Source organism: Hymenobacter aranciens (assembly GCF_030580865.1).
In the GTDB taxonomy this organism is placed as follows: domain Bacteria; phylum Bacteroidota; class Bacteroidia; order Cytophagales; family Hymenobacteraceae; genus Hymenobacter; species Hymenobacter aranciens.
Genome location: NZ_JAUQSY010000015.1, coordinates 97,774 through 122,447 on the forward strand (window position 1 = coordinate 97,774; position 24,674 = coordinate 122,447).

General features: G+C 63.2%; 17 protein-coding genes and 1 tRNA gene. 17 read left to right on the top strand and 1 reads right to left on the bottom strand.

Going from position 1 to position 24,674, the window contains the following annotated elements:
• Positions 1-227: 227 nt before the first annotated feature.
• The 12 genes from tsaD (at position 228) to Q5H93_RS19610 (ending at position 18,995) form a co-directional block, all read left to right on the top strand.
• Positions 228-1,241 (top strand): tRNA (adenosine(37)-N6)-threonylcarbamoyltransferase complex transferase subunit TsaD, encoded by a 1,014-nt coding sequence (gene tsaD / locus Q5H93_RS19555; RefSeq protein WP_305008346.1) that lies wholly within the window; start codon positions 228-230, stop codon positions 1,239-1,241.
• A gap of 80 nt (positions 1,242-1,321) precedes the next feature.
• On the top strand, positions 1,322-2,776 hold the full coding sequence (locus Q5H93_RS19560) for a hypothetical protein (RefSeq protein WP_305008347.1): 1,455 nt from the start codon (positions 1,322-1,324) through the stop codon (positions 2,774-2,776).
• A gap of 120 nt (positions 2,777-2,896) precedes the next feature.
• On the top strand, positions 2,897-3,361 hold the full coding sequence (smpB, locus tag Q5H93_RS19565) for an SsrA-binding protein SmpB (RefSeq protein ID WP_305008348.1): 465 nt from the start codon (positions 2,897-2,899) through the stop codon (positions 3,359-3,361).
• A 218-nt stretch (positions 3,362-3,579) separates the two neighbouring features.
• Positions 3,580-4,371 carry a C40 family peptidase gene (locus Q5H93_RS19570; protein ID WP_305008349.1) on the top strand — a complete coding sequence of 264 codons (792 nt, stop codon included), beginning with the start codon at positions 3,580-3,582 and terminating at the stop codon, positions 4,369-4,371.
• 62 nt (positions 4,372-4,433) lie between these two features.
• The gene (locus Q5H93_RS19575; protein WP_305008350.1) at positions 4,434-5,099 is read left to right on the top strand and encodes a response regulator; all 666 of its coding nucleotides are present in this window, start codon (positions 4,434-4,436) and stop codon (positions 5,097-5,099) included.
• A gap of 241 nt (positions 5,100-5,340) precedes the next feature.
• Positions 5,341-9,453: a beta strand repeat-containing protein gene (locus Q5H93_RS19580; protein ID WP_305008351.1), complete on the top strand. Its 4,113-nt coding sequence runs from the start codon at positions 5,341-5,343 to the stop codon at positions 9,451-9,453.
• A gap of 680 nt (positions 9,454-10,133) precedes the next feature.
• Positions 10,134-10,769, top strand: a complete 636-nt coding sequence (locus tag Q5H93_RS19585; protein ID WP_305008352.1) for a hypothetical protein — start codon at positions 10,134-10,136, stop codon at positions 10,767-10,769.
• A gap of 114 nt (positions 10,770-10,883) precedes the next feature.
• Positions 10,884-12,761: a sensor histidine kinase gene (locus Q5H93_RS19590; protein ID WP_305008353.1), complete on the top strand. Its 1,878-nt coding sequence runs from the start codon at positions 10,884-10,886 to the stop codon at positions 12,759-12,761.
• A gap of 522 nt (positions 12,762-13,283) precedes the next feature.
• Positions 13,284-15,740 (top strand): carbohydrate-binding protein, encoded by a 2,457-nt coding sequence (locus tag Q5H93_RS19595; RefSeq protein ID WP_305008354.1) that lies wholly within the window; start codon positions 13,284-13,286, stop codon positions 15,738-15,740.
• Positions 15,741-16,091: 351 nt separating this feature from the next.
• Complete coding sequence (locus Q5H93_RS19600; protein WP_305008355.1) at positions 16,092-16,586, top strand: HNH endonuclease; 495 nt, start codon at positions 16,092-16,094, stop codon at positions 16,584-16,586.
• An 82-nt stretch (positions 16,587-16,668) separates the two neighbouring features.
• Positions 16,669-17,736 carry a fatty acid desaturase family protein gene (locus Q5H93_RS19605; protein ID WP_305008356.1) on the top strand — a complete coding sequence of 356 codons (1,068 nt, stop codon included), beginning with the start codon at positions 16,669-16,671 and terminating at the stop codon, positions 17,734-17,736.
• 92 nt (positions 17,737-17,828) lie between these two features.
• Positions 17,829-18,995 carry a DUF3298 and DUF4163 domain-containing protein gene (locus tag Q5H93_RS19610; RefSeq protein ID WP_305008357.1) on the top strand — a complete coding sequence of 389 codons (1,167 nt, stop codon included), beginning with the start codon at positions 17,829-17,831 and terminating at the stop codon, positions 18,993-18,995.
• Between the two features lie 112 nt (positions 18,996-19,107).
• Here the strand turns inward: Q5H93_RS19610 and Q5H93_RS19615 are convergent, their stop codons facing one another.
• The gene (locus Q5H93_RS19615; protein ID WP_305008358.1) at positions 19,108-19,947 is read right to left on the bottom strand and encodes an alpha/beta fold hydrolase; all 840 of its coding nucleotides are present in this window, start codon (positions 19,945-19,947) and stop codon (positions 19,108-19,110) included.
• Positions 19,948-20,095: 148 nt separating this feature from the next.
• Between Q5H93_RS19615 and Q5H93_RS19620 the strand changes: the two genes are divergently transcribed.
• The 5 genes from Q5H93_RS19620 to Q5H93_RS19640 all read left to right on the top strand — a co-directional run bounded on the left by Q5H93_RS19620 (position 20,096) and on the right by Q5H93_RS19640 (position 24,566).
• Positions 20,096-20,401: a DUF8507 family protein gene (locus Q5H93_RS19620; RefSeq protein ID WP_305008359.1), complete on the top strand. Its 306-nt coding sequence runs from the start codon at positions 20,096-20,098 to the stop codon at positions 20,399-20,401.
• A gap of 162 nt (positions 20,402-20,563) precedes the next feature.
• Positions 20,564-21,730 carry a hypothetical protein gene (locus tag Q5H93_RS19625; protein WP_305008360.1) on the top strand — a complete coding sequence of 389 codons (1,167 nt, stop codon included), beginning with the start codon at positions 20,564-20,566 and terminating at the stop codon, positions 21,728-21,730.
• A gap of 164 nt (positions 21,731-21,894) precedes the next feature.
• The gene (gene rpsA / locus Q5H93_RS19630; RefSeq protein WP_305008361.1) at positions 21,895-23,730 is read left to right on the top strand and encodes a 30S ribosomal protein S1; all 1,836 of its coding nucleotides are present in this window, start codon (positions 21,895-21,897) and stop codon (positions 23,728-23,730) included.
• 286 nt (positions 23,731-24,016) lie between these two features.
• Positions 24,017-24,087 (top strand) — tRNA-Cys (locus tag Q5H93_RS19635).
• Between the two features lie 68 nt (positions 24,088-24,155).
• Entirely contained in the window at positions 24,156-24,566 is a 411-nt protein-coding gene (locus Q5H93_RS19640) for a hypothetical protein (protein ID WP_305008362.1), read from the top strand.
• Positions 24,567-24,674 lie beyond the last annotated feature (108 nt).

The following is a 24,674-nucleotide window of genomic DNA, read 5'->3' on the forward strand; positions in this document are numbered from 1 at the left end:
ACAGCAAAATACCGTTGAATCCGCAAAGTTGCGGCATTTTAATGGGTTAAACCAATTACCGCGCCAGGGAAACGTATGCCGCCCGGCCGAGGTTGAGTGGATGAGTAAGACAGCCGCCCGAACTTTGTGGTTCGCCGTGCCAGACCGGGCGGCGGATTTCATCGACCAAGCTGGCCTTTCGGCCGTTGCCGACGCCAGTAGTGGCCTGCTCTTTCTCCTGTTAATTTATGCCTGCTCATCCCATTATTCTCGCCATCGAATCATCCTGCGACGACACCGGCGCAGCCGTGCTGGCCGGCGGCGAGCTGCTCAGCAACGTGGTAGCCACCCAGAAAGTACACGAGCAGTACGGCGGTGTGGTGCCCGAACTGGCTTCGCGGGCGCACCAGCAGCACCTGCTGCCGGTGGTAACGGCCGCCTTGCGCGAGGCCGGCATTACTAAGGATGACCTTGACGCCGTGGCCGTGACGCAGGGCCCGGGCCTGCTGGGTTCCCTGCTGGTCGGCGGTATGTTTGCCAAAACGCTGGCCCTGGCGCTGGATAAGCCGCTGTTGGCCGTCAACCACATGCGGGCGCACATCTTGGCCCATTTCCTGCGCGACCCCAAGCCCACGTTCCCCTTCCTCTGCCTCACGGTGAGCGGCGGGCACACGCAGCTGGTGCGGGTGCATTCGGCGCTGCAAATGGAAATTCTGGGCCAGACCATCGACGACGCGGCGGGCGAAGCCTTCGACAAGACGGCCAAGCTGCTGGGCTTGCCCTACCCCGGCGGCCCGCACCTCGACCGCCTGGCCCGGCAGGGCGACCCGACGCGGTTTGCGTTTCCGGTGGGGGCCATGCCGGGCTACGATTTCTCCTTCAGCGGTCTGAAAACGGCGGTGCTGTACTTTCTGAAAAAGGAAACGGCTAAGAATCCGGAGTTCATCGCCGAAAATCTGGCCGACCTGTGCGCGGGCATTCAGCATACTATCGTGGCGACGTTGCTGAAGCAGCTGCGCCGCGCGGCGGCTGATACGGGCCTGACGCAGGTGGCGCTGGCTGGCGGCGTGGCGGCCAACTCGGGCCTGCGCACGGCCTTGCAGCAGGAGGCGGCGGTGCAGGGCTGGGAGGTGTTTATTCCGGAGTTTGCCTTTTGCACCGACAATGCGGCGATGGTGGCCATGACGGCGCACTTCCAGTTTGAGGCCGGGGACGTGGCCACGCAGCTGGTGAGCCCCGACCCGCGGCTGAAGCTGAGCTAGGGCTGGCAGCCCGTGTACCCCGAGATTTCCAATTCGCGGTACACGGACTGCCGGTGCAGTTGTGCCTAATTTCGTGCCCCGTGCCCGACTCTTCCGCTTTTCGCCTGTTCTCTGCCCGCTACTACTATGTGCTGGCGGTGCTGTTGCTGCTGGCCTTCGCTGCCACGCTCTATGGCCGCATCGTACACTTCGACGATGCCTGGATGGCCGAGCAGAGCTACTGGCTGCTGCGCGACGGGCACGTGCATTCCGAATTCTTCCGGGGGCTCAACCGGGCCGAGGAACACCAGTTCATTACCCATAAGCTGTTCGTATACTTTCAGGCCGGACTGATGGCCGTGTTTGGCAGCGGTACGTACGTGGCCAAAAGCACCGCTTTGATTTTCTGGCTAGTGGGCTTACTGCTGCTGCTGCGCTACTTCCGCCGTAGCACCGCCGAGGCGCGCTGGCTGGCGGCCGTGCTGTACCTGGGCTGCGGCGGGCTGATGCAGTTTGGCTTCGACGGGCGGCCCGAGACGATGAGCATGAGCTTTGGGTTGACTTCCTTTATGCTGCTACGGGCACCGGGGGCGCGGGCGGGGCGGCTGGCGCTGGCGGGGCTGGCGGGCGGGCTGGCGGCGCTGAGCACCCTCAACGGGCTGGTGTTTCTGGGGGCGGGCGGGCTGTGGCTGCTGCTGCGGCGGGGCTGGGGCGCGGCCTTTGTATTTGGGCTGGCGGGCGGGCTCACGGTTAGCCTTTATGCGCTGGAGAGCGTGTTCGAGGGCCAGTTTGCCTTGTTTCTCTACCAGTTCGGGCACTTCCCCGAGATGCAGAGCAACCTGCACTGGTGGTCTAAACTGGCGGTGATGGCGGGGTATCACCACGTCTTTCTGCACAGCGAGGGCGAGACTTTCCTGACGGTACTCGCGCTGGGCACGGTGGCCCTCACCTGGCAGGGGCGGCGCACGCCGCTGAGTGCGGCCACGCTGTACCTGCTGCTGCTGCTGGGCGTGTTCTGGGTGCTTACCAAGAGCAACTCGGCGTTTTATTTCCTGCTGTTCGTGCCCTTCCTCATCATCGTGGTGGTGGAGCGGGTAACGGAGCGGGCAGCCGGGCTATCCCGCGCACGCCGCCGCTGGCTGCAGGCGCTACTGCTGCTGTACCCGGTGGGAGCGGGCTTGCGCACCTATTACCTGCTTCGGGAAAATCAGACCTACATTCGCCCCGAGGTGGAGAATGCCCGCCTGGCCCGCTACATGCCGCGCCACGGCACGCGCATTATCGGGCCGCTCGATTTCTTCTTTGGGCAGGAAGCCAACTACCGCATTCACAGCCTCACTTATTACGCTTACCTTAATGCCAGCGATTACGACAACAAGCTGTCGCTGCCCCAATTCTTCGACCTCGCGGCCCGCGACTCGGTGGCCTACGTGGTGACCGACCACCGTCGCCGCAACCACGTGTACTTGGTGCCCGAAACGGCCCCGGCCCGCATCGGCCGCTACCAGCGCGTGTACCAGAATCAGTGGCACAGCGTATATGCCCGCCGGGAGTAGGGTATGGGGGTAGGAAGGTGTGAGGGTAGGAGGAAGGCAGGATATTCATTCTCCCTAAGTCTTCCCCCAAACCTGCAAAACTCCTGCACCCATACCCTCCCACCCTCATACCCCAAAGCCATGGCTACCAAAAAAGACGACAAGCCCGACTTTATCAACATCAAAAACCGCCGCGCCAGCCACGAATACTCCTTCCTGGCCAAGTACGACGCGGGCGTGATGCTGCAAGGCACTGAAATAAAGAGCATCCGCGCCGGGGAGGTGAACCTGACCGACGGCTTCTGCACCTTCGACCACCGCGGCGACCTCTGGATTCACCAGCTGCGCATTGCGCCCTACAAGCAGGGCACCTACAACAACCACGACCCCATGCGCGACCGCAAGCTGCTGCTCACCAAGCGCGAGCTCAAGCAGCTGGCCGGCAAAAGCCAGGACCAGGGCCTCACCATCGTCCCGTTGCGCATGTTCGTGAATGACCGGGGCTTCGCCAAGATTGAAATAGCCCTGGCTCAGGGCAAGAAGCTCTATGACAAGCGCAACGACCTCAAGGAAAAGGCCCAGCGGCGGGATATGGAGCGGATGTAGGTGTTGGGAGTTGGGAGTTGGGAGTTGGGTGTTGGGAGTTGGGTGTTGGGTGTTGGGTGTTGGGTGTTGGGTGTTGGGTGTTGGGTGTTGGGTGTTGGGTGTTGGGTGAAACGAGTATCCTAATACCCAATACCCAATACCCAACACCCAATACCCAACACCCAACACTAATACCGCTTCTGCCTACATTTGTAGCCTAACTTCTTTTTGTTTCCCCCTTGAACCCTGGCATCTGCGCCCTGAGCGCCGTCCCCGTCCGCGCCGAGCCTTCCGACAAGGCCGAGCTGGTTACCGAGCTGCTTTTTGGCGAGTGCTACCTTATCCTGCTCACGCAGGGCAGCTGGGTGCAGGTGCAGCTGGCCGCCGATAACTACCTGGGCTGGATTGACGTGAAGCAGCACACCCCCGTGAGCCCGGAATACTATACGGCCTGGGGCGCGCAGGACCACCCCCGCGCCCTCGACGTGGTGCAGGCCGTGAGCGACGCCACCACCAAAATTCCGCTGACCCTGGGCTGCCGCCTGCCGTTCTTCGACGGGATGAACGTGCGGGTGGGGGAGCAGAAGTTCTTCTTCAACGGCACGGCCACCAACCCCACTGCCGCGCCCGATGCTGCCCGGCAGGCCACCCTGCTGCGCAAAACGGCCCTGATGTACCTCAAGGCGCCCTACGTGTGGGGCGGCAAGAGCGTGTTTGGGCTCGACTGTTCGGGGCTGGTGCAGCAGCTCTACGGGCTGGTGGGTATCCAGCTGCCGCGCGATGCCCGGCAGCAGATTGACCACGGCCGGCCGGTGCATTTCGTGGCCCAGGCCCGGCCCGGCGACCTCGCCTTCTTCGACAATGCCGAGGGGCGCATCGTGCACGTGGGCCTGGTGATAGAAGACGGCCAGATACTGCACGCCCACGGCGAGGTGCGCATCGACACGCTCGACCACAACGGCATCTATAACCGGGGCTGGGGTCGCTACACGCACAAGCTGCGCCTCATCAAGCGGGTGCTGCCGGAGTAGGCCCCCGAAATCAACATCTTCATGCCATACCGCCGCGTGGGTAAGAGGCCGACCTTTGCCCCATGCAAACCTTCTCGCTGGCGATTATCGAAGACCAGGCCCCCATCCGGGAGGCGCTGAGTGAGTACCTGTGCGAGCAGCCCGAGTTCCGCTGCGAGCTGGTGGTGGACTCGATGGAAGCCTTCCTCAGCGGGCTCGACACGGTGGCCGAGCCGCCCCAGCTTATTCTCTCCGACATCGGCCTGCCCGGCCGCACGGGCATCGAGGGGCTGCCGCTGATACACGCGCGGCTGCCCGGAGCCCAGGTGCTCATGCTGAGCGTGTATGCCGATGCCGAGCGGGTGTACGAAGCCCTGTGCGCGGGCGCTGTGGGCTACCTGTTAAAGAACACCCCGCTGGTGCAGCTCAAGGAGCACCTGCTGCAGGTGGCGGCGGGCGGCTCGCCGATGAGCCCCGGCGTGGCCCGGCACGTGGTGCAGGCCTTTCAGCGCATGGCGGCGCGGCCGGTGCAGCAGGCGGCCGCTGCGCGCAGCACCGAGCCCCTCACGGCGCGGGAGCTGGAGGTGGTGCGGGGCATCGAGGACGGGTTGAGCTACAAGCTCATCGCCGACCGGCACCACATCAGCCTCGACACGGTGCGCAACCACATCCGGGCGGTGTACCGCAAGCTGCAGGTGAACTCGAAGGGCGAGTTGATGGCCCACGCACTGCGGCGGCAGCAGCACTAGGGCAGGAGGGTGCCCGCTGGCCCCGGCCGCTGGCCGGCGCGGCGCCGTGCCGTCCCGGCTGCGCTGCCGGCACGGGTCAGCGGCCGGCCGGGAGGGCGCACGGGCCGCGAAGGCGCACCCGCTTACTGCCCCGTCCCACCCCAAAATCAACATCTTTATGCCATACCGCCGCATGCGGGCCGGGCCGACCTTTGCAGCACTCTCAGAGAACTGACTGCTGCGGGAACACTACTTCTCTTTTATGAACAACTCTTACCCTTTCTGCAAGCGCCGGCTGGCGGTGCTGCTGGGCCTGCTGCTGCCGGGTACCTACCAGGCAATGGCCCAAACGGGCGTCACCATCGGCGCTACTACGGCGCCCGACCCATCGGCGGCGCTCGACATCATCAGCACCACCAAGGGGGCGCTGCTGCCCCGGGTGGCCTCGGCGGCGGCTGTGGCCAACCCCGCCACCGGCCTGATTGTGTTTCAAACGGGGGCCCCGGCGGGCTTCTATTACTACGTGGGCGGGCAGTGGCAGCAGATTGCCACCGCCGCCGGGGCGGCCATCGCGGCCGGCAACGGCCTCTCCAAAACCGGCAACACCATTGGGCTGGGCGGCACCGCCCTCGCCGGTGCCACCGAAGTGCCCCTGAACGGAAACAACCTCTCCTTCTCCGGCACGGGCCGCGTGGGCATCGGCACGACCAGCCCGCTGGCGCCGCTGGACGTGCTGCCGGCCGGCGGCCAGAACGTGCTCCTGGCTGGGGGCAACGTCACCGGCTCGGAACTGAAGCTGGTGCGCAGTGGGGCGGCCCACGTGTCGCTCTATAACAACACCGGGGCGCTGACCATTGCTAACACTTCCAGCCAAACCGCGCCCAACGTGGCCGGCACCACGCTAATGACCATCGGCGGCAACAGCAGCGGCGGCTTCGGTAACAACGTGGGCATCGGCACCAACGCGCCTACCCAGGCGCTTGACGTGCGGGGCAATAGCAGCGTGAGCGGTAACAACCTCGTAGGCGGCAATGCAGCGGTGAGTGGCAACAGCACCGTGGGCGGCAGCGTGGGCATCGGCACGACGGCCCCGCTGGCGCCGCTGGACGTGCTGCCGACCGGCGGCTACAGTGCGCAGATGGGCGGGGGCAACGTGACCGGCTCGGAACTGAAGCTGCTCCGCAACGGCGTGGCCCATGTGTCGCTCTATAACAGCACCGGCGCCTTGACCATTGCCAACACGTCGAGCCAGAACACGCCCAACGTAGCCGGCACCGCCCTGATGACCATCGGCGGCAGCAGCAGCGGCGGCCCCGGCGCCAACGTGGGCATCGGCACCAGCACGCCCACCCAGCGGCTCGACGTGACGGGCGGCAGCATCCGTATCGGCACCACGGGGCAGGGGCTTATCTTCCCCGATGGCACCACCCAGACCACGGCGGCCGTAACGTCCACGGGTGCCAACTTCATTCAGAATACCACCGCCCAGCAGCCCACCAGCAACTTCAACATCAGCGGCAACGGGGTGGCGGGCGGCGTCCTGCAGGCGGGTACCGACCTCGGGGTAGATGCCAGCGGCACCAACACCGGCTCGATAGCCAGCGGGCTACGCTTTGGCGGCATGGGTAGTGGCGAGGGCATTGCCAGCAAGCGTACCGCCGGCGGCAACGTCAATGGCCTCGACTTCTTCACCAACTTCACCCCCCGCCTGTCCGTCAGCAACGGCGGCAACGTGGGCATCGGCACCGACACCCCTGGCCAGAAGCTCGACGTCCGCGGCAACAGCAGCGTGAGCGGCAACGCCAACGTGGGCGGCAACAACGTAGTGGGGGGCAGCAACGTAGTGGGGGGTAACAGCCTCGTGACCGGGTATGGGCAGGTAGGTACCGACCTCGGGGTAGATGCCAGCGGCACCAACACCGGCTCGATAGCCAGCGGGCTGCGCTTTGGCGGCATCGGTAGTGGCGAGGGCCTAGCCAGCAAGCGCACCACCGGCGGCAACCAGGCGGGCCTCGACTTCTACACCGCTTTCACCAACCGCCTGAGCATTGCTAATAGCGGCAACGTGGGCATCGGCACCGACGCCCCCACCCAGAAGCTCGACGTGCGCGGCAACATCAGCATGACCGGCAACAACCTCGTAGGCGGCAGCGAAGTGGTGAGCGGCAACAGCTTCGTGACCGGCTATGAGCAGGTGGGCACCGACCTGATAGTGGATGCCAACGGCGCCAACAATGGCACGATAGTCAGCGGCATCCGCTTCGGCGGCGGCGGCAGCGGCGAGGGCATCGGCAGCCGGCGCACGGCCGGCCCGGGCCAGAGCGGCCTGAGCCTCTACACGGGCTATACGCCCCGCCTGAACGTGGTGGGCCCCAACGTGGGCATCGGTACCCTCGCCCCCAGCCAAGCTCTCGACGTGCAGGGCAATACCAACGTGAGCGGCAACAGCGCCGTGGGCGGCAGCATCGCCGTGACCGGCAGCAGCACCGTCGGCGGCAACAGCTTCGTGACCGGGGCTGGGCAGATAGGCACCGACCTGGCGGTGGATGCCAACAACGCCAACGCTGGCACGCTGGCCAGCGGGCTGCGCTTTGGCGGCCTCGGCAGTGGCGAGGGCCTGGCCAGCAAGCGCACCGCCGGCGGCAACGTCAATGGCCTCGACTTCTTCACCGGCTACAACAACCGCATGAGCATTACCGGTGCCGGCAACGTGGGCATCGGCACCGATGCCCCTGGCCAGAAGCTCGACGTGCGCGGCAACATCAGCATGAGCGGCAACAGCCTGGTAGGCGGCAGCAGCGTGGTGAGCGGCAACAGCTCTATCACTGGGAGCGAGCAGGTGGGCACCGACCTGACAGTGGATGCCAACGGCGCCAACAATGGTGCGATAGCCAGCGGACTGCGCTTTGGGGGCAGCGGAAGCGGCGAGGGCATCGCCAGCAAGCGCACCGCCGGCGGCAACCAGTCGGGCATCGACTTCTTCACCAACTACAACAACCGCCTGAGCATTGCCAACAACGGCAACGTGGGCATCGGTACCGCCACGCCCGGCCAGAAGCTCGACGTGACGGGCGGCAGCATCAAAATCAGCAGCGTCGGTAGCGGCCTCATCTTCCCCGACGGCACCACCCAAACCACGGCGACCTCTGGCGGTAACTTCATCCAGAACGGCACCGCGCAGCAAGCTGGCAATTTCAACATCAGCGGCAACGGCACCATCGGGGGCAATGCCTTCATCACGGGCAACGTGGGCATCGGTACCACCACCACTAACGCCGCCCTGCAACTGGCCAACGTCATCGCCAGCCGCCGCATCGTGTTGTATGACGCTGCCAACAACGACCACCAGTTCTTAGGCTTCGGCATCAACAACAACACCCTGCGCTACCAGGTGGCCAACGCCGGCGACAACCACGTCTTCTTCAGCGGCAACAGTGCCACGGCCTCGACCGAGCTGTTTCGCATCAACGGCACCGGCAGCGTGAGCATGAACGGCCTCTTTACGGCCGGTAGCCTAACCGTGCCCGGCACCACCAACCTGGGCACCACCAGCGGCACGGTGAACCTGGGCCGCCCCGGCGGCATCACCAACATCACGGGCAACGTGGGCATCGGTACCACCGCCCCCAACGCCGCCCTGCAATTGGCCAACGTGCTGAACAACCGCCGTATCGTGTTATATGAAAACGCCAACAATGACAACCAGTACTTCGGCTTCGGCATCAACGGCAACACCCTGCGCTACCAGGTGGGCACTACCGCCGACAGCCACGTCTTCTTCAGCGGCAGCGACGCCGCCACGTCGGCGGAACTGATGCGCATCACCGGCACCGGCAACGTGGGCATTGGCGGCGGCGCCGGCCAGCGCCTGGACGTGACGGGCGGCAACATCCGCATTGCCACCGCCGGCAACGGCCTCATCTTCCCCGACGGCACCACCCAAACGACGGCAGCCACTACGGCGGGTTTCATCCAGAACCAGACGGCCACCGACCAGGCCGGCGGCTTCCGCGTGGCGGGCACCGGCACGGTGGGCGGCCTGCTCACGGCCACCGGCGGGGCCACCATCGGTGGTGCCATCACCCAGACCAGCGGTCGGGTGGTGCTGAGCACGGCGGCGGCCGTGACGGCACCCACGGCCAATGCTTCCCTCACCGTGACGGCGGCCATTCACCGCTACACCGACAACGGCAGCGCTACCAACGGCACCGTGGCTCTCAGCAACACCGGCGCGGCCGAAGGCCAGCTCGTATACATCGCCAACACCGATGCGCAGGCACTGCCCGTGAGCTACGGCTTCGGCACCGTGAGCATTCCGAACGGTACCACGGCCCGCTTCGTGTTCGTGGGCGGCGCCTGGACCCGCGAGCTCTAAGCCCGGCCTCGGCCCTGGCTGCTCCCTCGCCGCCCGGTGAGGTGCGGTAGTCCCCTTCCAGCAACAGCCCCCGGCCCTCGTGGCCGGGGGCTTTTTGTTGGACGCCGGCGTGGCGGTTGTCGTGGCTCGCGTAGTTCGGTAACAGCGTACTGCTTCCCGAATACTATCCGCGATGGGCCCGGCGCGGGCAAGCAGCGGCCCAGCCACGCCACGTTTGGTCCCCTGCGCGCCCACGCCGGGCCCATCGCTGCCAGTTTTTTCCGATTTTTAGACCGCGCCGGGCCCGTCACGTAGCACGATGGGCCCGGCCGCGCCACGTTGGGCCCCCTGCGCGCCCCCGCCGGGCCCATCGCCGCCGGTTTTTCCGATTTTTTGGCCGCGCCGGGCCCGGCGCGGCCTCCGATGGGCCCCGGGGAGTGGCGGCGGGGGCCACTTGCGTGCCGGCCGGGCTCCGGCGTACCGGCAGGCGCTCCGAGCGCGATGCTAGTAGCCTAAGCAGGTGGCTGTTGCCTGTTTTTGACCAGCCGCCAGCCGGCCATCCCGCTGCCGATGTGAAAAATACTGTCTGCATCACGTGCCGGCAATAGCTCAGTTTGCAAATTTCTGTGTATTTTGGCCCCCGAAACGGCAGGTGGCCGCCTGTCAGTCGTTTACCTCTCACTTTTTTTTCTGATACCCGTATGAGCCGACCCTTACTTGCCGTGTTGCCGCTGTCGAGCATGCCCGTGGCGCAAAAGATTACCAAAGGCATCTACATCCTGCCGATGTACGAAGCCAGTGCCGGTAAATTCCCCAAAACATACGATTACACCCAGGCCGAGATGCAGGAGGCTCTCGACGACCTGGTGAAAGCCCACGGCGCCACCCAGGGCAAAAGCAAGGTAGCCTACGCCCAGCAGGAGGCCGCCGAAACCCGCTTCGACCAAGTATTCGGCGCCTACCGCGACTGGGCCAACCGCACCGACGTGGCCTATAATAACAAGGTCAACATTGAGCTGCTCGGCCTCGACCCCAGCCGCGAAACCGCCAACCGGCCCAGCCTAGACGCCCCAGTGCTCCAGAAACCTACCGGCGAGCAGGAGGGCGAGCTCGACCTTGTGTGCGAACCCTTCGGCGACTTCACCGCCCTGGTATGGTTTGTGGCCTACGGGGATGAGCAGCCCGCCGACGACGAGTACCGCTTTTGCACCGGCGGCACCCGGCTGCGCCAGAAGCTCACGCTGGAGTCGGGGCGCGTGGCCTGGATTCGGGTGCTGGCCATCACCACCGCCGGCTGCACGCAGCTGAGTGCCGCTGTGAAGCGCCGGGTACTCTAAGTCAGCTGGAAAGGTACGGTTCTGTAGTGTGCGAACGCTCATCCCCTTGCCGGGTTGGGCTTTCGTGTTGTAATGTTGTAGTGCATACCTGTTTCTCTGCTGCTACTGCTCCCGATGCCCCCGCTACGCTACTTGCTGCTGGTCCTGCTGGTACTACTGGCGGCGCCCACCCGCGCCCAGCAGCGCCCCGGCCCCCTTGCCCCGCCGGTTCCGGCCGTCGCCGCCCCGTCCACGCCGCTGCCCGCCACCGCCGAAGCCTTCCAGGCCGCGCTGCGCCGCCCCGACCTGCCCGATACGCTGCGCGTGCTCTACCTCAACAACCTCGCCCGCTTTGCCCAGGTAACCGACCCCACCCAGGCCCACCGCTACGTGGACCTCGCCCTCAGCCTGGCCCGCCGCGTGGGCTACCGCCAGGGCGAAGCCAACGCCCTGCTGATGCAGGGTAGCATTGCTACGGCCAGCAACGATGCCCTCACTTCCCAGACCAAGACCCTGGCGGCGCTGCGTCTGTTCCGCCACCTCGGCAACCGTGAGGGCATGGGCTCGTCGTTGCAGGCCCTGGGCACCGTGGCCGTGCTCGCCGGCGACCACGCCCGCGCCCTGCAGTACTACCAGCAGGCTGACTCCACCTTTCGGCTGCTGATGCCCCCCTGCCTGCGCTGCGAGCTCTCCGCTCGTGCCAACATGGCTAACGAGCAGCTGGCGCTGGGCCAGCGCGCCGCGGCCCTGCGCACCTTTCGGCAGGTGCTGGCCCGCACCCAGGGCCAGAATGATGCCTTCGGCCAGGTTCGCCTGGCCGCCCTGGCCGGCATTGCCGACGAGCTGGCCCGCGCCGGCCGCCCCGATTCGGCGGTGCTGCTGCTGCACCAGGCGCTGGCCCTTGCCCGCCGCTCCAACGACCAGTATGCCGAAATAACGCTGCTCAACAGCCTCACCATGCGCTATGCCCCCACCGAACTGGCCGACCTGCGCCAGCAAGAGTACTACGCCCGGCAGGCCGTACGGGTGGGCCGGGCCAGCCGCCAGCAACAGCCCCTGCAAGTAGCCTTGGGCAACCTGGCCGAGGTGCTGCACCGCCTGGGCCACCCCGCCGCCTACGACACCCTGCTGAGCTACCTGCTCCTGAGCCAGCACCTGCAAACCGCTGAGCGCACCAAGGCCCTGGCCGATGCCCAAACCCGCTATGACATGCAGGGGCAGCAGGCCACTATCCGCGACCTGCGTAAAGACCGCCGCCTCAGCGCCCAGCAGCGCGAGCTGGCCCACCTGCGCCAGCGCCAGGAACGCTTGGGGACCGGGGCCCTGGTCGCGCTGCTGCTGCTGCTGGGCGGTGGCACGTTCTGGCAGTATCGCCGCCACCAGCAGCAGCAGCGCACCCAGGCCGCCATTGCTCTGCGCACCCGCCTGGCTGCCGACCTGCACGACGACGTGGGCAACCTGCTTACCCAGATAACCCTGCAAAGCGACCTGCTGCGCGAAAGCAGCACCGCCACCCCCGCCCAAACCCTGGCCCGGCTGGAGCGCCTGCGCGACACCAGCCGCCGCGCCGCCCGTCAGATGGCCGACGTGGTGTGGGGCCTGCACGCCAGCAACGCCACCTGGCCCGAGATGCTGACCCACATGCGCGACCACGCCTACGAGGTGCTGCCCCCGGCCAACCTGGCCATCGACTTCGGGGTGAGCCCGGAGGCCGCCGCCGCCCAGCCCGGCCAGGAAGTCAGCCAGCAGCTTTACCTTATCTATAAGGAGTGCCTGCACAACGCCGTGAAGCACGCCCGCCACGCCACCCAGGTCACGGTGCGGCTGTGGGTAAACGCTGCGGGCCAGCTCTGCCTGGCCGTGCAGGACGATGCCCCCGGCCCCGCGCCGGTGGGTCGGGCCGGGGGCCAGGGGCTGAACAGCATGCGGCAGCGGGCCGAGGCAGTAGGAGGGAGCCTCACCGTGGCGCCGGGCACCGGGGGCTTCGGGGTGGAGGCGTGCCTGCCGGGGTAGGGAGGCGCAGTCCCGCGCACCCCACCCCCCGGCCCCCCGCCGCTTGATGCGCGGAATCCTTCGGGAGAGGGGGCACCGGTTATGCGCAGTATAGAATCGTCAGGCTCCCCCTCTCCCGAAGGATTCCGCGCATCAAGCGGCGGGGGGCCGGGGGGTGGGGTGCGCGGGACCGACGGAAAAATCTTCCCCCCGCTCCATTGTTTTTTATCCCCGCCGCCGCCCGCCACCAGCATAGCACAGGCCTTTGCCCGGCCCCGCCCGCGTGTGCAATAGGCGCTTAACCCCGCCCTCCCGCCGCCCCCGGCCGAGGCAGCGGGGCTTTTTTGGTTGGCCGCCGCCGCTTAGCTTGCACCCCTCGATGGCTCCCCGCCCGCCCGCTCCCGACGCGTGATTACCGTCGGCCCGCGCAGGCCTCCCTCCGGAGCCGCCGCTTGCCGCTACCCGCTTCCCCGATGGCGCCATCGGGGCCGGTTTTCTTTCATCATTTATTCCCACCAACCCACACCTCTCACCACAACCCTTATGAAAAGTCTGTATTCCTACGGCCTGAGCGCGGCCCTGCTCCTGAGCGGGCTCGGCGCCCAGGCCCAGCAAGGCCGCCCCGTCAACCCGGTGGGGGCCGCCAGCTACCCGCTCGGCACCACCCAGGCCCTGGCCCGCCAGCTCGAAACCCAGGTGGGCGCCGCCCAGCGCAGCGCCCCCACGGTTATGCTCCGGGTGTCGCCCACCCAGGCCTTCACCGGCAAGGTTAACTACCACGATGCGCTGTCGGCCACCAGCGAGTATGTAGTGGGCGAAATCCCCGGCGTGGCCGGTTCGTCGTTCATGCTGCGCGTCGAGGGCAATACCGTGGAAGGCAACATCGTGCTGCGCCAGAGCAAGCAGGCCTGGCAGTACATGGCCGATGCCCGGGGCAACGCCTTCGTGCAGCCCGTGGCTATCGACAAAGTTATCTGCATCGGCTACAACCGGCCCCTCGACGACCAGCCCCTGCCCATCGTGAAGGGCAGCACCGCCCAGCGCCTGGCCGTGGTATCGCTGCAGAGCTTCCCCGGCGCCCGCGGCTGCATCCTGCTCGACACCGACGGCTACGCCCTGCCCGCCGGCACCGGCTGGAACAACGGCAACGCCTACAACGCCCCCTCGGCCAACATGACCGACGCCAACGTGCAGGCTATGTGGGAGCTGGTGAGCGAGGACTTCCGCCCCTTCAGCATGAACGTGACCACCGACGAGAACGTGTACAACTCGTACCCCCTGACCATGCGCATGCGCTGCGTCATCTCGCCCGGCAGCGGCAGCACCATCGCCTCGGGCGCGGGCGGCATCGCCTACATCGGCTCGTTCCGCTGGAACGACAACACGCCCTGCTGGGTGTTTATGAGCGACCCCAAGTCGGGCGGCGAAGCGGCCTCCCACGAAGTAGGCCACACCCTGGGCCTGGGCCACGACGGCCGCACCACCCCCAACGAAGGCTACTACACCGGCCAGGATAATAGCGGCGCTTGGGCGCCCATCATGGGCGCCGGCTACTACAAGCCCGTGACCCACTGGAGCCGCGGCGAGTACAACTTCGCCAACAATACCGAGGACGACCTGGCCATCATGGCCAGCGCCACCTACAACGTGGGCTACCGCAACGACGACCACAGCGGGGCCATCAGCGGCGCCACCGCCCTGGCCCGCAACGGCAACAACCTCGCCGGCAACGGCTTCATCGAGCGCACCGCCGACCAGGACTACTTCAGCTTCAGCACCGCCGGCGGCACGCTGAATATGAGCGTCAACACCGTGGGCCGCTACGGCAACCTCGACATCGTGGCCCGCCTCTTCAACAGCGGCGGCGGCCTCATCGGCACCTACGACGCCGGCGGCGGCGGCAACCTCAACGTGAGCTTCAGCGCCAGCCTCGGCGCCGGCACCTACTACCTGCAGATTGACGGCACCAGCTCCGGCAACCCCGCCACCGACGGCTACTCCGACTACGGCTCGCTGGGCACCTACAGCATCTCGGGCAATGCGCCCGCCGGGGGCGGCGGCGTGGCCACCGTGTATAAGGACTGCAACTACACCGGTGCAGCCGTGAGCCTGCCCCTCGGCGACTACAACCTGGCCGCCCTGCAGGCCCGCGGCATTCTGAACGACGACGTGTCGTCGCTGCAGGTGAACGGCGGCTACCAGGTGGTACTCTACGAAAACGACAACTTCAGCGGCGCGTCCCTCACCGTGAGCAGCAGCAACAGCTGCCTGGTGAACAACGCCCTCGGCGCCGGCAACTGGAATGACAAAACCACCTCCCTGCGCGTGCAAACTGCCAGCGCCGCCTTTAGCCTCACCCTGCAGGCCGAAGCCGCCAGCGTCAACAACGGCATGACCGTGGAAACCTGCACCGACGCCGGCGGCGGCCAGAACATGGGCTACATCGACCCGGGCGACTACCTCGTGTGGAACAACATCACCTTCCCCAGCACCGGCACCTACACCATTGAGTACCGCGTGGCCAGCGGCGCCAGCGGCGGCACCATCTCCGCCGACCTCAACGCCGGCGCCATCCAGTTCGGCAACACCACCATCCCCGGCACCGGCGGCTGGCAGACCTGGACCACCGTGTCCAAAACCGCCACCATCAACGCCGGCACCTACAACTTCGGCATCTACGCCCAAACGGGAGGATACAACCTCAACTACGTGCGCATCAGCAAAGCCGCCGGCGCCCGCGCCGCCACCTCCGGCGACGTAGCCGCCAGCGCCGAGCACATCGAGCTCTACCCCAACCCCGCCACCGACCGCCTCTACCTGCGCGCCACCCGCAGCCTCAGCAACAGCACCTACCAGGTGCTCGACGCCTGGGGCCAGACCGTGGCCCGCGGCCCCGCCAGCGCCGAAAGCCTCGACGTAGCGGCCCTGCGCAGCGGCGTCTACACCCTGCTGCTGACCGTCGACGGCCAGACCCAGGCTCCCCGGCGCTTCGTGAAATAGGGTAGGGGCCGGCCCGTCGGTCCTGCTGGCGCGCGTCTCCGACGCGTGCCGACTGGGTTCGAGTCTCCGACTCGCTGGTAGAACGACCTGCCCAGCGCATCGTTCCGACGAACGAGCCTGAGGCTCGAACCCAGTCAGCACGCGTCGGAGAAGCGCGCGCTAGCGGCCTGCTAAACGCCCGTCGGCGCCGACGGCACCCACCCGCGTCATACATTCTTAAACCCAGCGGATAGGCTCCCCGGAGCCCGCCCGCTGGGTTTTTGGCATCCGGCGGCTGAACTTAAGCTCAACGCTCTTGTTTATGTGGCTAGAAAAGCTTAGCTTTCGGCAGGTTAGTTTGTTTGAGCGCGTATGGACCAAAAAGTATTAGTGCTGAATGGCGACTATACCGCCATCACCCTCTGCAGCGTGCAGAAAGCCTTCGTGCTGCTTTTCCTCGATAAAGCTGAGATGGTCGCCAAGTCCGACCACGGCACCATGCGCACCATTTCGCGCGACTATCCCAAGCCCAGCATCATCCGTTTGCAGCGCTACGTGCGCGTTCCCTACAAGGGAATTGCCCTCAGCCGCCATAATATTTTCAAGCGCGACCACTTCGAGTGCCAGTACTGCGGCTCGGGCAAGAACCTGACCTTGGACCACGTGCAGCCCCGTTCGCGCGGCGGCGAGTCTTCCTGGACTAACCTGCTGACGGCCTGTGCCCGCTGCAACCACGCCAAGGGCCAACGCACGCCCAACGAGGCCGGCCTCACCATCCGCCAGCAGCCGCGCAAGCCTACGCTCACCGGCTTCCTGAAGCTCTCGGCGGGCACCCTCGACCAGAACTGGCACGCCTACCTGGGTTAAATCCCGGTTAAAGTCAAACGAACTTTAGTGGCACCACGTTGGGAGGGGTATCTTTGTCGGAATCCCCCGTCCCCAATCATTTATGGCCCTCCCCAAGTTTGCAGCTACCCGCTCGTTTCATACTGAGCTTCGTACCAGAATCAATCAGTATTTCGAGGAATCGGGTCGGCAAACGACCGGAGACTTCCGCATCGTGGTGAAGGCCGTGATTCTCATCGGTGCCGTGGTGGCGCTCTATACCCACCTCGTGTTCTTCACGCCGCCCACCGCCTGGGCCCTGCTCGAATGCGTGGTGCTGGGCTGCAGCATCGCCGGCATCGGCTTCAACGTGATGCACGACGGCGCCCACGGCAGCTTTTCCAACCACCCCTGGCTCAACAAAGTAGCCTCCTTCACCCTCAACGTGATGGGCGGCAGCAGCTACATGTGGAATGCCAAGCACAACCTCATCCACCACACCTACACCAACATCGAGGGCCACGACGACGATATCGACATCCGGCCCTTCATGCGCATGACGGCCGAGCAGCCCCGCTACCGCCTGCACCGCTTCCAGCACCTCTACTTCTGGTTTCTGTACTGCATGCTGTACATCTCCTGGATTTTCGTGATGGACTACCAGAAGTACTTCAAGCGTCAAATTGGCGCTGCCCCCCTGCGCCCCATGGATACCAGCGACCACCTCGTGTTCTGGGGCTTCAAGGCCTTGAATCTGGTGCTCTACGTGGCCCTGCCCATCTATATGGTTGGGTTCCTGCCCTGGCTCACGGGCTTCGTGCTCTCGGCCGCCGTGGCCGGTTTCGTGCTCAGCATCGTGTTCCAGCTCGCCCACACGGTGGAGGAAACGGCCTTCCCCGTGCCCCACGCCGTTACCAACAAGCTCGAAGACGAATGGGCCATCCACCAGGTGCGCACCACGGCCAACTTTGCCACCGATAACCGGCTGGTTAGCTGGCTCGTGGGCGGCCTCAACTTTCAGATTGAGCACCACTTGTTTCCCAAAATCTCGCACGTGCACTATCCTGCCATCAGCAAGATTGTGCAGCAGGTGTGCCAGGAGTTCGATGTCAAGTACACCAACTACACCCGCACCCGCTCGGCCGTAGTCTCGCACGTGGCCTTCCTGCGCCAGATGGGCCAGATGGCGTAAGCCCCCATAATTGCCTTTCCCACCAACGGGAGGAATCTGCGTACCGGCCCTCAGCCGTGCCAGATTCCTCCCGTTGTCGTTTCTTGCACCCTATGAACCGCCTGCTTCTTTTGCTGCCGCTGGCCCTGCTGGCCGCCTGCCACGCCGATACCAAAACCGATACGACGACCACCGCGCCGCCCGAAGCTCCGGCCACCGTGTCGGACCCTGCTGCCCCGGCAGATTCTCCCGGCGCCTCCTACCGCATCTACCGCGGCCTGCTGCCCGGCACCACCGACAGCCTCACGCTGCACCTCGTGCGCAGCCCCAACTCCGGCGACACCGAGCTCAACGGTACCTACGCCAGCTACGCCGATGCCAGCGGCCAGCCCTTCCAGCTGGTCCGCCGCCTGAGCGCCGCCGATAGTCTGGTCTTTGAGGATATCAGCTACGAGCACCTGGGCGAAAACCACTCTGGCCCCATGTGGCAGCTGTACCAACAGGGCCCGCTGCTCACGGGTACCATCGCGGGCCAGCCCGTGCGCCTGCGCCAGGCCCAGCCCGCTGGTAGCGTAGCGCTGCGCGTGCGCCAGTTCAACGATTCCGTGGCCGCTTATCCGGGCAAGGCCAATTCGCCCCACGCCCACCTGAGCCTGCAAGTGCTGCTGCCCGCCCAGGCCCCCGCTGCCCTCACCGCTAACATCCTGCGCGACCTGCACGGCGACACCCTCGCCAACCAGCCCGTAGTGCAGCCCGAGCAACAATGGCAGCAGTGGAACCAGCACTTCACCAAAGACTACCGCGAAGACGCCGCCAGCCTGCAAGGCGAAGAAACGCCCGCTTACGCCCTGCGCCACGAAAGCCAGCAAGCCGCCTACGTGCTCTGGAATCAGGCCTCACTCCTCAGCCTCGGCCTCTACAACTATAGCTTCACCGGCGGCGCCCACGGCAGCTACGGCACCATCGTAGCCACCTACAACACCCGCACCGGCCAGCGCCTGCGCTTCGCCGACGTCTTCCGCCCCGCCGCCGAAACCCAGCTCAGCCCCATCCTCGACCGCGCCGTGCGCCGCACCCTGCGCATCCCCGCCACCGAGGCCCTCGACCAAACGCTGTTCGTGAAGCAGATGCCCGTCACGCACAACTTCTACCTCACCAGCGGCGGCGCCGTGTTCGTGTACACGCCCTACGAAATAGCCTCCTACGCCCAGGGCGAAATCCACGTCTTCGTCCCAATGAAGGAGCTGCAAAGCGTGCTCCTGCCGCCCACCAACTCGTAACTGCTTCTGCGCCCTCTGCGCAACCCTCTGCGTCCTCTGCGGGAGGCCAACGCCAGCACAAAAAAGCCCCGCCCGATAACCGAGCGGGGCTTTCCCGTTTCAAAGGCAGAACCTACTTGCCGATAAACGCCAGCAAGTCGCGGCTCAGCTCATCTTTCGAAGTGAAGAACAGCCCGTGCGGCTCGCCCTCATATACTTTATACTGCGCGTTCGGCAGCATCTTCGCTACCCGCTCGCCGCTGGCCGCAATCGGCACCGTCTTATCCGCGTCGCCGTGGATGATGAGCGTCGGCACGTCGGCCGCCTTGGCGAGGTCGGCCCGGAAGTCGGTGCTGGAGAAGGCCTTCACGCAGTCGTAAGTAGCCTTCGGCGAAGCCAGCGACACCACGGTCTGGTTCCATTGTAGCGCCGCGTCGCTCACCGGCTTGCTCAGCATTCCCACGCCGTAGAAATCCTTGCCGAAGGTCTGCAGGAAGTCGAACCGGTCCTTTTTCAGGCCCGCCAGAATGCCGTCGAAAATCTCCTGCGGCACGCCCTCGGGGTTGTCGTCGGTCTTCAGCATATAGGGCGTCACGGCGCTGATATACACGGCGCGCGCCACCTTGCTGCTGCCGTAGGTGCCGAGGTAGCGGGCAATTTCGCCGCCACCCATCGAGAAGCCCACCAGCGTCACATTGCTCAGGTTCAGCTCCGTAATCACGGCATTCAAATCAGCCGCAAAGGTGTCGTAATTATAGCCATCCCAGGGCCGCGACGACTTCCCAAACCCGCGCCGGTCGTAGGCAATGACGCGCAAACCGGCCTCAGCCAGGGCAATGGCCTGGTGCTCCCACATGGTGTGGTCGAGCGGCCAGCCGTGAATTAGCACTACGGGGTCGCCCTGTCCCCAGTCTTCGTAAAACAGGTTGATGGATTCGCCGTGGGCGTCGGTGGCGGCTTTGATGTAGCTCATGTATGGGAAGAGTTTTGGGTAAAGGTTTCCAGGCAATACGGGAAAGTGCGGGCGGGCGGTTGTGGAGAGAGCTTACTCAATTTCTTGCGTCACGCATTGGCATTAAAAGCCGTAACTTTCGTTCCTGTAGATGCTAACGTGATTGATTATGAAAAGCCTTGTTGTGGAACTTCCTGATTCCTTTAACCTAAGTGCGGCTGAGGCGCAGCAGCTTATCCTAGCGAGCCTGACTGCTAAACAAGCCGCCCCCGGCACGGCCGATGCGCAAGAATTGGCGGTGCTGCTTGGCCGACCCGTTTCGCCCGAAGAGGTGGCCGATATTCGCCACCTGATAGGTTTGTACTATGCCGAGCGCGCCACTCAATTAGTTGGTGAGCAGTGGAACGAACAGGGCTGGACCGCCGAAACCATGCACGACTGGCTACGTGAACATCTGCGCACGGCTCATAACTGAGCTAGCATTTCAGAATGCACGTCTGAGAACCGAGCATTACCTCTTTCATAAAGCTCATAACTGAGCTAGCATTTCAGAATGCTTTAAATCCTGACAAGACGCCGAATTACGATAAATTTGTCGCTAAAACAGTCTGAAAAATAAAAATTACTCGTCTTACCCATGTCAGAAAAGCTGAAGCATTTAAGCCAGAACGAAATTGAGAATCTCATAAAAGAATACTATGCTGGAGAAAGTATTGCAGCTTTAATTAGCAGATACAACATCGATGTTTTGCCTTCTCAATTAGTTAAAGCTTTCCCTCCTAAAATCTTGCCGCAGGTGTGTGGATACTGTGGAGGGCAGGTGGTAGAGGCATACAGTTCAAAAAGTTCACGGTATGCTAACCCAGTCTTCTGTATAAGGTGTGACCATAAACTGCAGGGATATTGTAACTGTAATGGGTGCCGTCAAATAGCGCATCAAGCTGCTATAGAGCAGGCAGAACAAGAGGCGGCCAAAAAGCAAATTGTTGCTGCTCGATTTGCTGAAATTTTGGAAGCTAATCGGCCAGATGCCGTAGATTACGATACACTTACCTTTGAGCAGAAGGTATATCTAGGCGCAGTACTCAGAGCTGGAATTTCAGAGGATTATAGTCTTCTATTGCCCTTTGAAAAAATGCATTCATCTGTTGCCCCCACAGACTCATTTACGAATGAGATAATACATTCTCTAACGAAAGAGGCGCCTATTCTCTTGATAAGCCCGGTATCACATTTCTCATCATACGGACAAAAGGGAGATGGTAACTTCTATTATCATCCGGATAAAGTAACTTGGGAACTCAATTTATATAAGGATGGCATGAATAAAGTCCCTTTGATGGACCTCATTATGAATCCGAGTATTATGGAAGCCTCGTCTGATGATAAATTCAGGATGTGGCAAAAAAATGCGCTTGAAGAGGTGTTACAAGACCTGACGTATAGTGTTGAAGCGCTTTTAAAAACAGATTCTCCAGCTGGGGAAAAAACAAAGACAGTTTTTAGCGCTTTATTAAGGGATTATTCTACTTCTCAGATTTACGGAATAATTTACAACTCTATTAATCAGGCCTTGAGATACAAGGCCGAAACAAATATCCCAAATAAACGCGCTGCCAATTCGGTTGTGGGTAATGCACAGAGCTATGGTGAAAGGGCCTTAGCTAATGGCTGGGTAATTAATAAGCGTAGCCGAAAACGTGAACTACCAATATCTGCAATTAGCAACTTTTTCTTCGGCAAAGTTTTGGGGATAGGTGATAAGGGCTTCACAGAAAAGCCAACATTGGAAATGTGTAGCTGAAATGTTACACGCTCTACTTCCAAAACTCCCTGAAAAAGCGTACCTTTGCACCCCCGTCAAGGCGACGGGCCTTGTTCGGCTAAGAACAAGCGCATCAACCTTATCCGCGTCGCAGCCCGAACTCCGGCGGCGGCGTTCAAAAATAGGAGTTCAACCAAACATTTATGGCAACTGAATTAGTTGACAATTTCGACTGGGACAACGTGGGAGCCAGCGGCTTCGGCGGTAATTACTCGGCCGACGAGCGTGCCCGCATGGAAGAAATGTACGGTGGTACATTGACGACCGTGCAGGAAGAAGAAGTGGTAACGGGCACCGTAGTTGGTATCACCGACCGCGACGTTATCCTGAACATCGGCTTCAAGTCGGACGGCCTCGTGTCGCTGACCGAATTCCGCGACCTGCCCGACCTGAAAATCGGTGACGAGGTGGAGGTATTCATCGAAGATCAGGAAGATGCTAACGGCCAGCTCATCCTGAGCCGTAAGAAAGCCAAAATCAAGCAAGCCTGGAAAGCTATCTACGACGCACTGGAACTGGATACGGTTCTGGAAGGCGTAGTGAAGCGTCGCACCAAAGGCGGCCTCATCATGGAGCTCGACGGTGTCGAGGCCTTCCTGCCCGGCTCGCAAATCGACGTGAAGCCCATCCGCGACTTCGACATTTATGTTGGCCGTCGCATGGAAGTGAAGGTGGTGAAAATCAACTCCGCTTTCGACAACGTGGTCGTTTCGCACAAAGTGCTCATCGAGAAAGACCTCGAGCAGCAGCGCGAAGCCATCCTGAACAACCTCGAAAAAGGTCAGATTCTGGAAGGCAACATCAAGAACATGACCAACTTCGGCGTGTTCATCGACCTCGGCGGTGTCGATGGTCTGCTGCACATCACCGACATCTCGTGGGGCCGCATCGCGCACCCGAGCGAAGTGCTGACGCTGGACCAGAAACTGAACATCGTGGTGCTGGACTTCGACGAAGCCAAGAAGCGTATCAGCCTCGGCCTGAAGCAGCTGACGCCCCACCCGTGGGATTCGCTGCCGGCCGACCTGCAGCCGGGCTCCAAAGTATCGGGCCGCATCGTGAACGTGGCCGACTACGGCGCTTTCATGGAAGTGGTACCGGGCGTAGAAGGCCTCATCCACGTGTCGGAAATGAGCTGGAGCCAGCACCTGCGCAACCCGCAGGACTTCATCAAGCAGGGCGACACGGTAGAAGCGCAGATTCTGACGCTCGACCGCGAAGACCGCAAGATGAGCCTGGGCATCAAGCAGCTGACCGAAGACCCGTGGACCCGCGAGGACTTCGCTGGCAAATACGCCGTGGGCACCAAGCACAGCGGCACCGTGCGTAACCTGACCAACTTCGGCCTGTTCGTAGAGCTGGAAGAAGGTGTGGACGGCCTCGTGCACGTGTCGGACCTGAGCTGGACCAAGAAAATCAAGCACCCCTCGGAAGTCGTTAAAGTTGGCGACAAGCTCGACGTGGTTGTGTTGGAGCTGGACCTGGGCGCCCGTCGCCTGGCCCTGGGCCACAAGCAGCTGGAAGAGAACCCCTGGGATACCTTCGCTACGGTATTCACGCCGGGCTCGGTGCACAAGGCCACCATCACCGAGAAATCGGAGCGTGGCGCCGTGCTGGAGCTGCCCTACGGCATCGAAGGCTTCGCTTACCCGAAAGGCCTCACCAAGGAGGATGGCAGCGTAGCCGAAAACGGCGAAGCGCTGGACTTCCGCGTGACCGAGTTCTCGAAGGATGACCGTCGCATTGTGCTGTCGCACACCGCCAGCTTCAGCAAAGAAGCTGCGGCCGAGGACGACAACCGCAACTCGAAGTTCAAGAAGAAGCCCGCCGCCGGTGGTGCCGCCCAAGGCGAAGGCAAGCTGAGCGACCTGAAGAAGTCGGACGAAAAGTCGACCCTCGGTGACCTCGACGCCCTGAGCGCCCTGCGCGACCAGATGGCTGGCGCTGAGCGCAAAGCCGCCAGCGACTCGGCTGAGTAATTTCAGCCCTTCGCCTGAAGAATGAGAAAGCCCCCGGCCGGAAGGTCGGGGGCTTTTTTATGTTCTAAAGAAGCAAAAAGAACTGTCATGCTGAACGCAGTGAAGCATCCTGTCAGGTTAGAACGATTGGGTTACTGCGTCGTTGAGGCGTGAGAGGATGCTTCACTACGTTCAGCATGACAGTTTTTTTTCATGTTTTCACGAATAGCCTAAGCCAAAAAAGCTAGAGAATGCTTGCCCACTCCCGCCGCATTCCCTACCTTTGCGCTCCCAAAGACCACTACCGGGTGACGTGACCGAGTGGCTAGGTAGAGGTCTGCAAAACCTCCTACAGCGGTTCGAATCCGCTCGTCACCTCAACTATTGCTGGAATCCCCCTGTAAACCCTGTGTTTGCGGGGGGATTTCAATTTTCAGTAAAAAATCATGGCCCGATACATCGTGATGCTCGACGAGCCGCAGGACGCGGCCGAAGCCCTGGACCCTATTTACGACGACGCCGTTACGGATGGCGGCGCTGAGGCGGAGGCCGTGTGTGCCCACTGCGGCGACCTTATGGCCTGGCACGAACAGGCCTGCGTGCCAACGGTCGCGCCGGTAGTGGCCGCAGAATCGGTAGCCGCCGAGCCGTTGGTGGCATTCCGGACAGCCAGCGCGTTCGCGTTTGAGCTGGGGAAGGCGGTGCAACCGGTGGCCAGCGTGCCGGGGCAGATTATCTGGCGTGGGCAGATTAAGGAGCGCGAGCCGGAAAGCGGGCTGGTGATTCGTATTAATGTATACGGGCTCAATAACGGCTTTTGGGACTGCTACCGGGAGGAGGAGCTGCTGGCGGCGTAATAGTTTGACGGAACGGAAAAAGCCCCGGCTGCCCACTGGCAGCCGGGGCTTTTTCTTTGCGAAAACCCAGTTCGCTTTGGGTTTTCGGTAGCGTTGTGCCTACATTAC

What these genes read in the sequence shown, in the direction of transcription:
- Q5H93_RS19605 (WP_305008356.1), top strand. Translation starts at nt 16,669, where the DNA reads ATGGCCCTCCCCAAGTTTGCAGCTACCCGCTCGTTTCATACTGAGCTT.
- rpsA (WP_305008361.1), top strand. Translation starts at nt 21,895, where the DNA reads ATGGCAACTGAATTAGTTGACAATTTCGACTGGGACAACGTGGGAGCC.
- Q5H93_RS19625 (WP_305008360.1), top strand. Translation starts at nt 20,564, where the DNA reads ATGTCAGAAAAGCTGAAGCATTTAAGCCAGAACGAAATTGAGAATCTC.
- Q5H93_RS19615 (WP_305008358.1), bottom strand. Translation starts at nt 19,947, where the DNA reads ATGAGCTACATCAAAGCCGCCACCGACGCCCACGGCGAATCCATCAAC.
- Q5H93_RS19580 (WP_305008351.1), top strand. Translation starts at nt 5,341, where the DNA reads ATGAACAACTCTTACCCTTTCTGCAAGCGCCGGCTGGCGGTGCTGCTG.
- tsaD (WP_305008346.1), top strand. Translation starts at nt 228, where the DNA reads ATGCCTGCTCATCCCATTATTCTCGCCATCGAATCATCCTGCGACGAC.
- Q5H93_RS19600 (WP_305008355.1), top strand. Translation starts at nt 16,092, where the DNA reads ATGGACCAAAAAGTATTAGTGCTGAATGGCGACTATACCGCCATCACC.
- Q5H93_RS19610 (WP_305008357.1), top strand. Translation starts at nt 17,829, where the DNA reads ATGAACCGCCTGCTTCTTTTGCTGCCGCTGGCCCTGCTGGCCGCCTGC.
- Q5H93_RS19620 (WP_305008359.1), top strand. Translation starts at nt 20,096, where the DNA reads ATGAAAAGCCTTGTTGTGGAACTTCCTGATTCCTTTAACCTAAGTGCG.
- Q5H93_RS19590 (WP_305008353.1), top strand. Translation starts at nt 10,884, where the DNA reads ATGCCCCCGCTACGCTACTTGCTGCTGGTCCTGCTGGTACTACTGGCG.
- Q5H93_RS19585 (WP_305008352.1), top strand. Translation starts at nt 10,134, where the DNA reads ATGAGCCGACCCTTACTTGCCGTGTTGCCGCTGTCGAGCATGCCCGTG.
- Q5H93_RS19595 (WP_305008354.1), top strand. Translation starts at nt 13,284, where the DNA reads ATGAAAAGTCTGTATTCCTACGGCCTGAGCGCGGCCCTGCTCCTGAGC.
- Q5H93_RS19640 (WP_305008362.1), top strand. Translation starts at nt 24,156, where the DNA reads ATGGCCCGATACATCGTGATGCTCGACGAGCCGCAGGACGCGGCCGAA.
- Q5H93_RS19575 (WP_305008350.1), top strand. Translation starts at nt 4,434, where the DNA reads ATGCAAACCTTCTCGCTGGCGATTATCGAAGACCAGGCCCCCATCCGG.
- smpB (WP_305008348.1), top strand. Translation starts at nt 2,897, where the DNA reads ATGGCTACCAAAAAAGACGACAAGCCCGACTTTATCAACATCAAAAAC.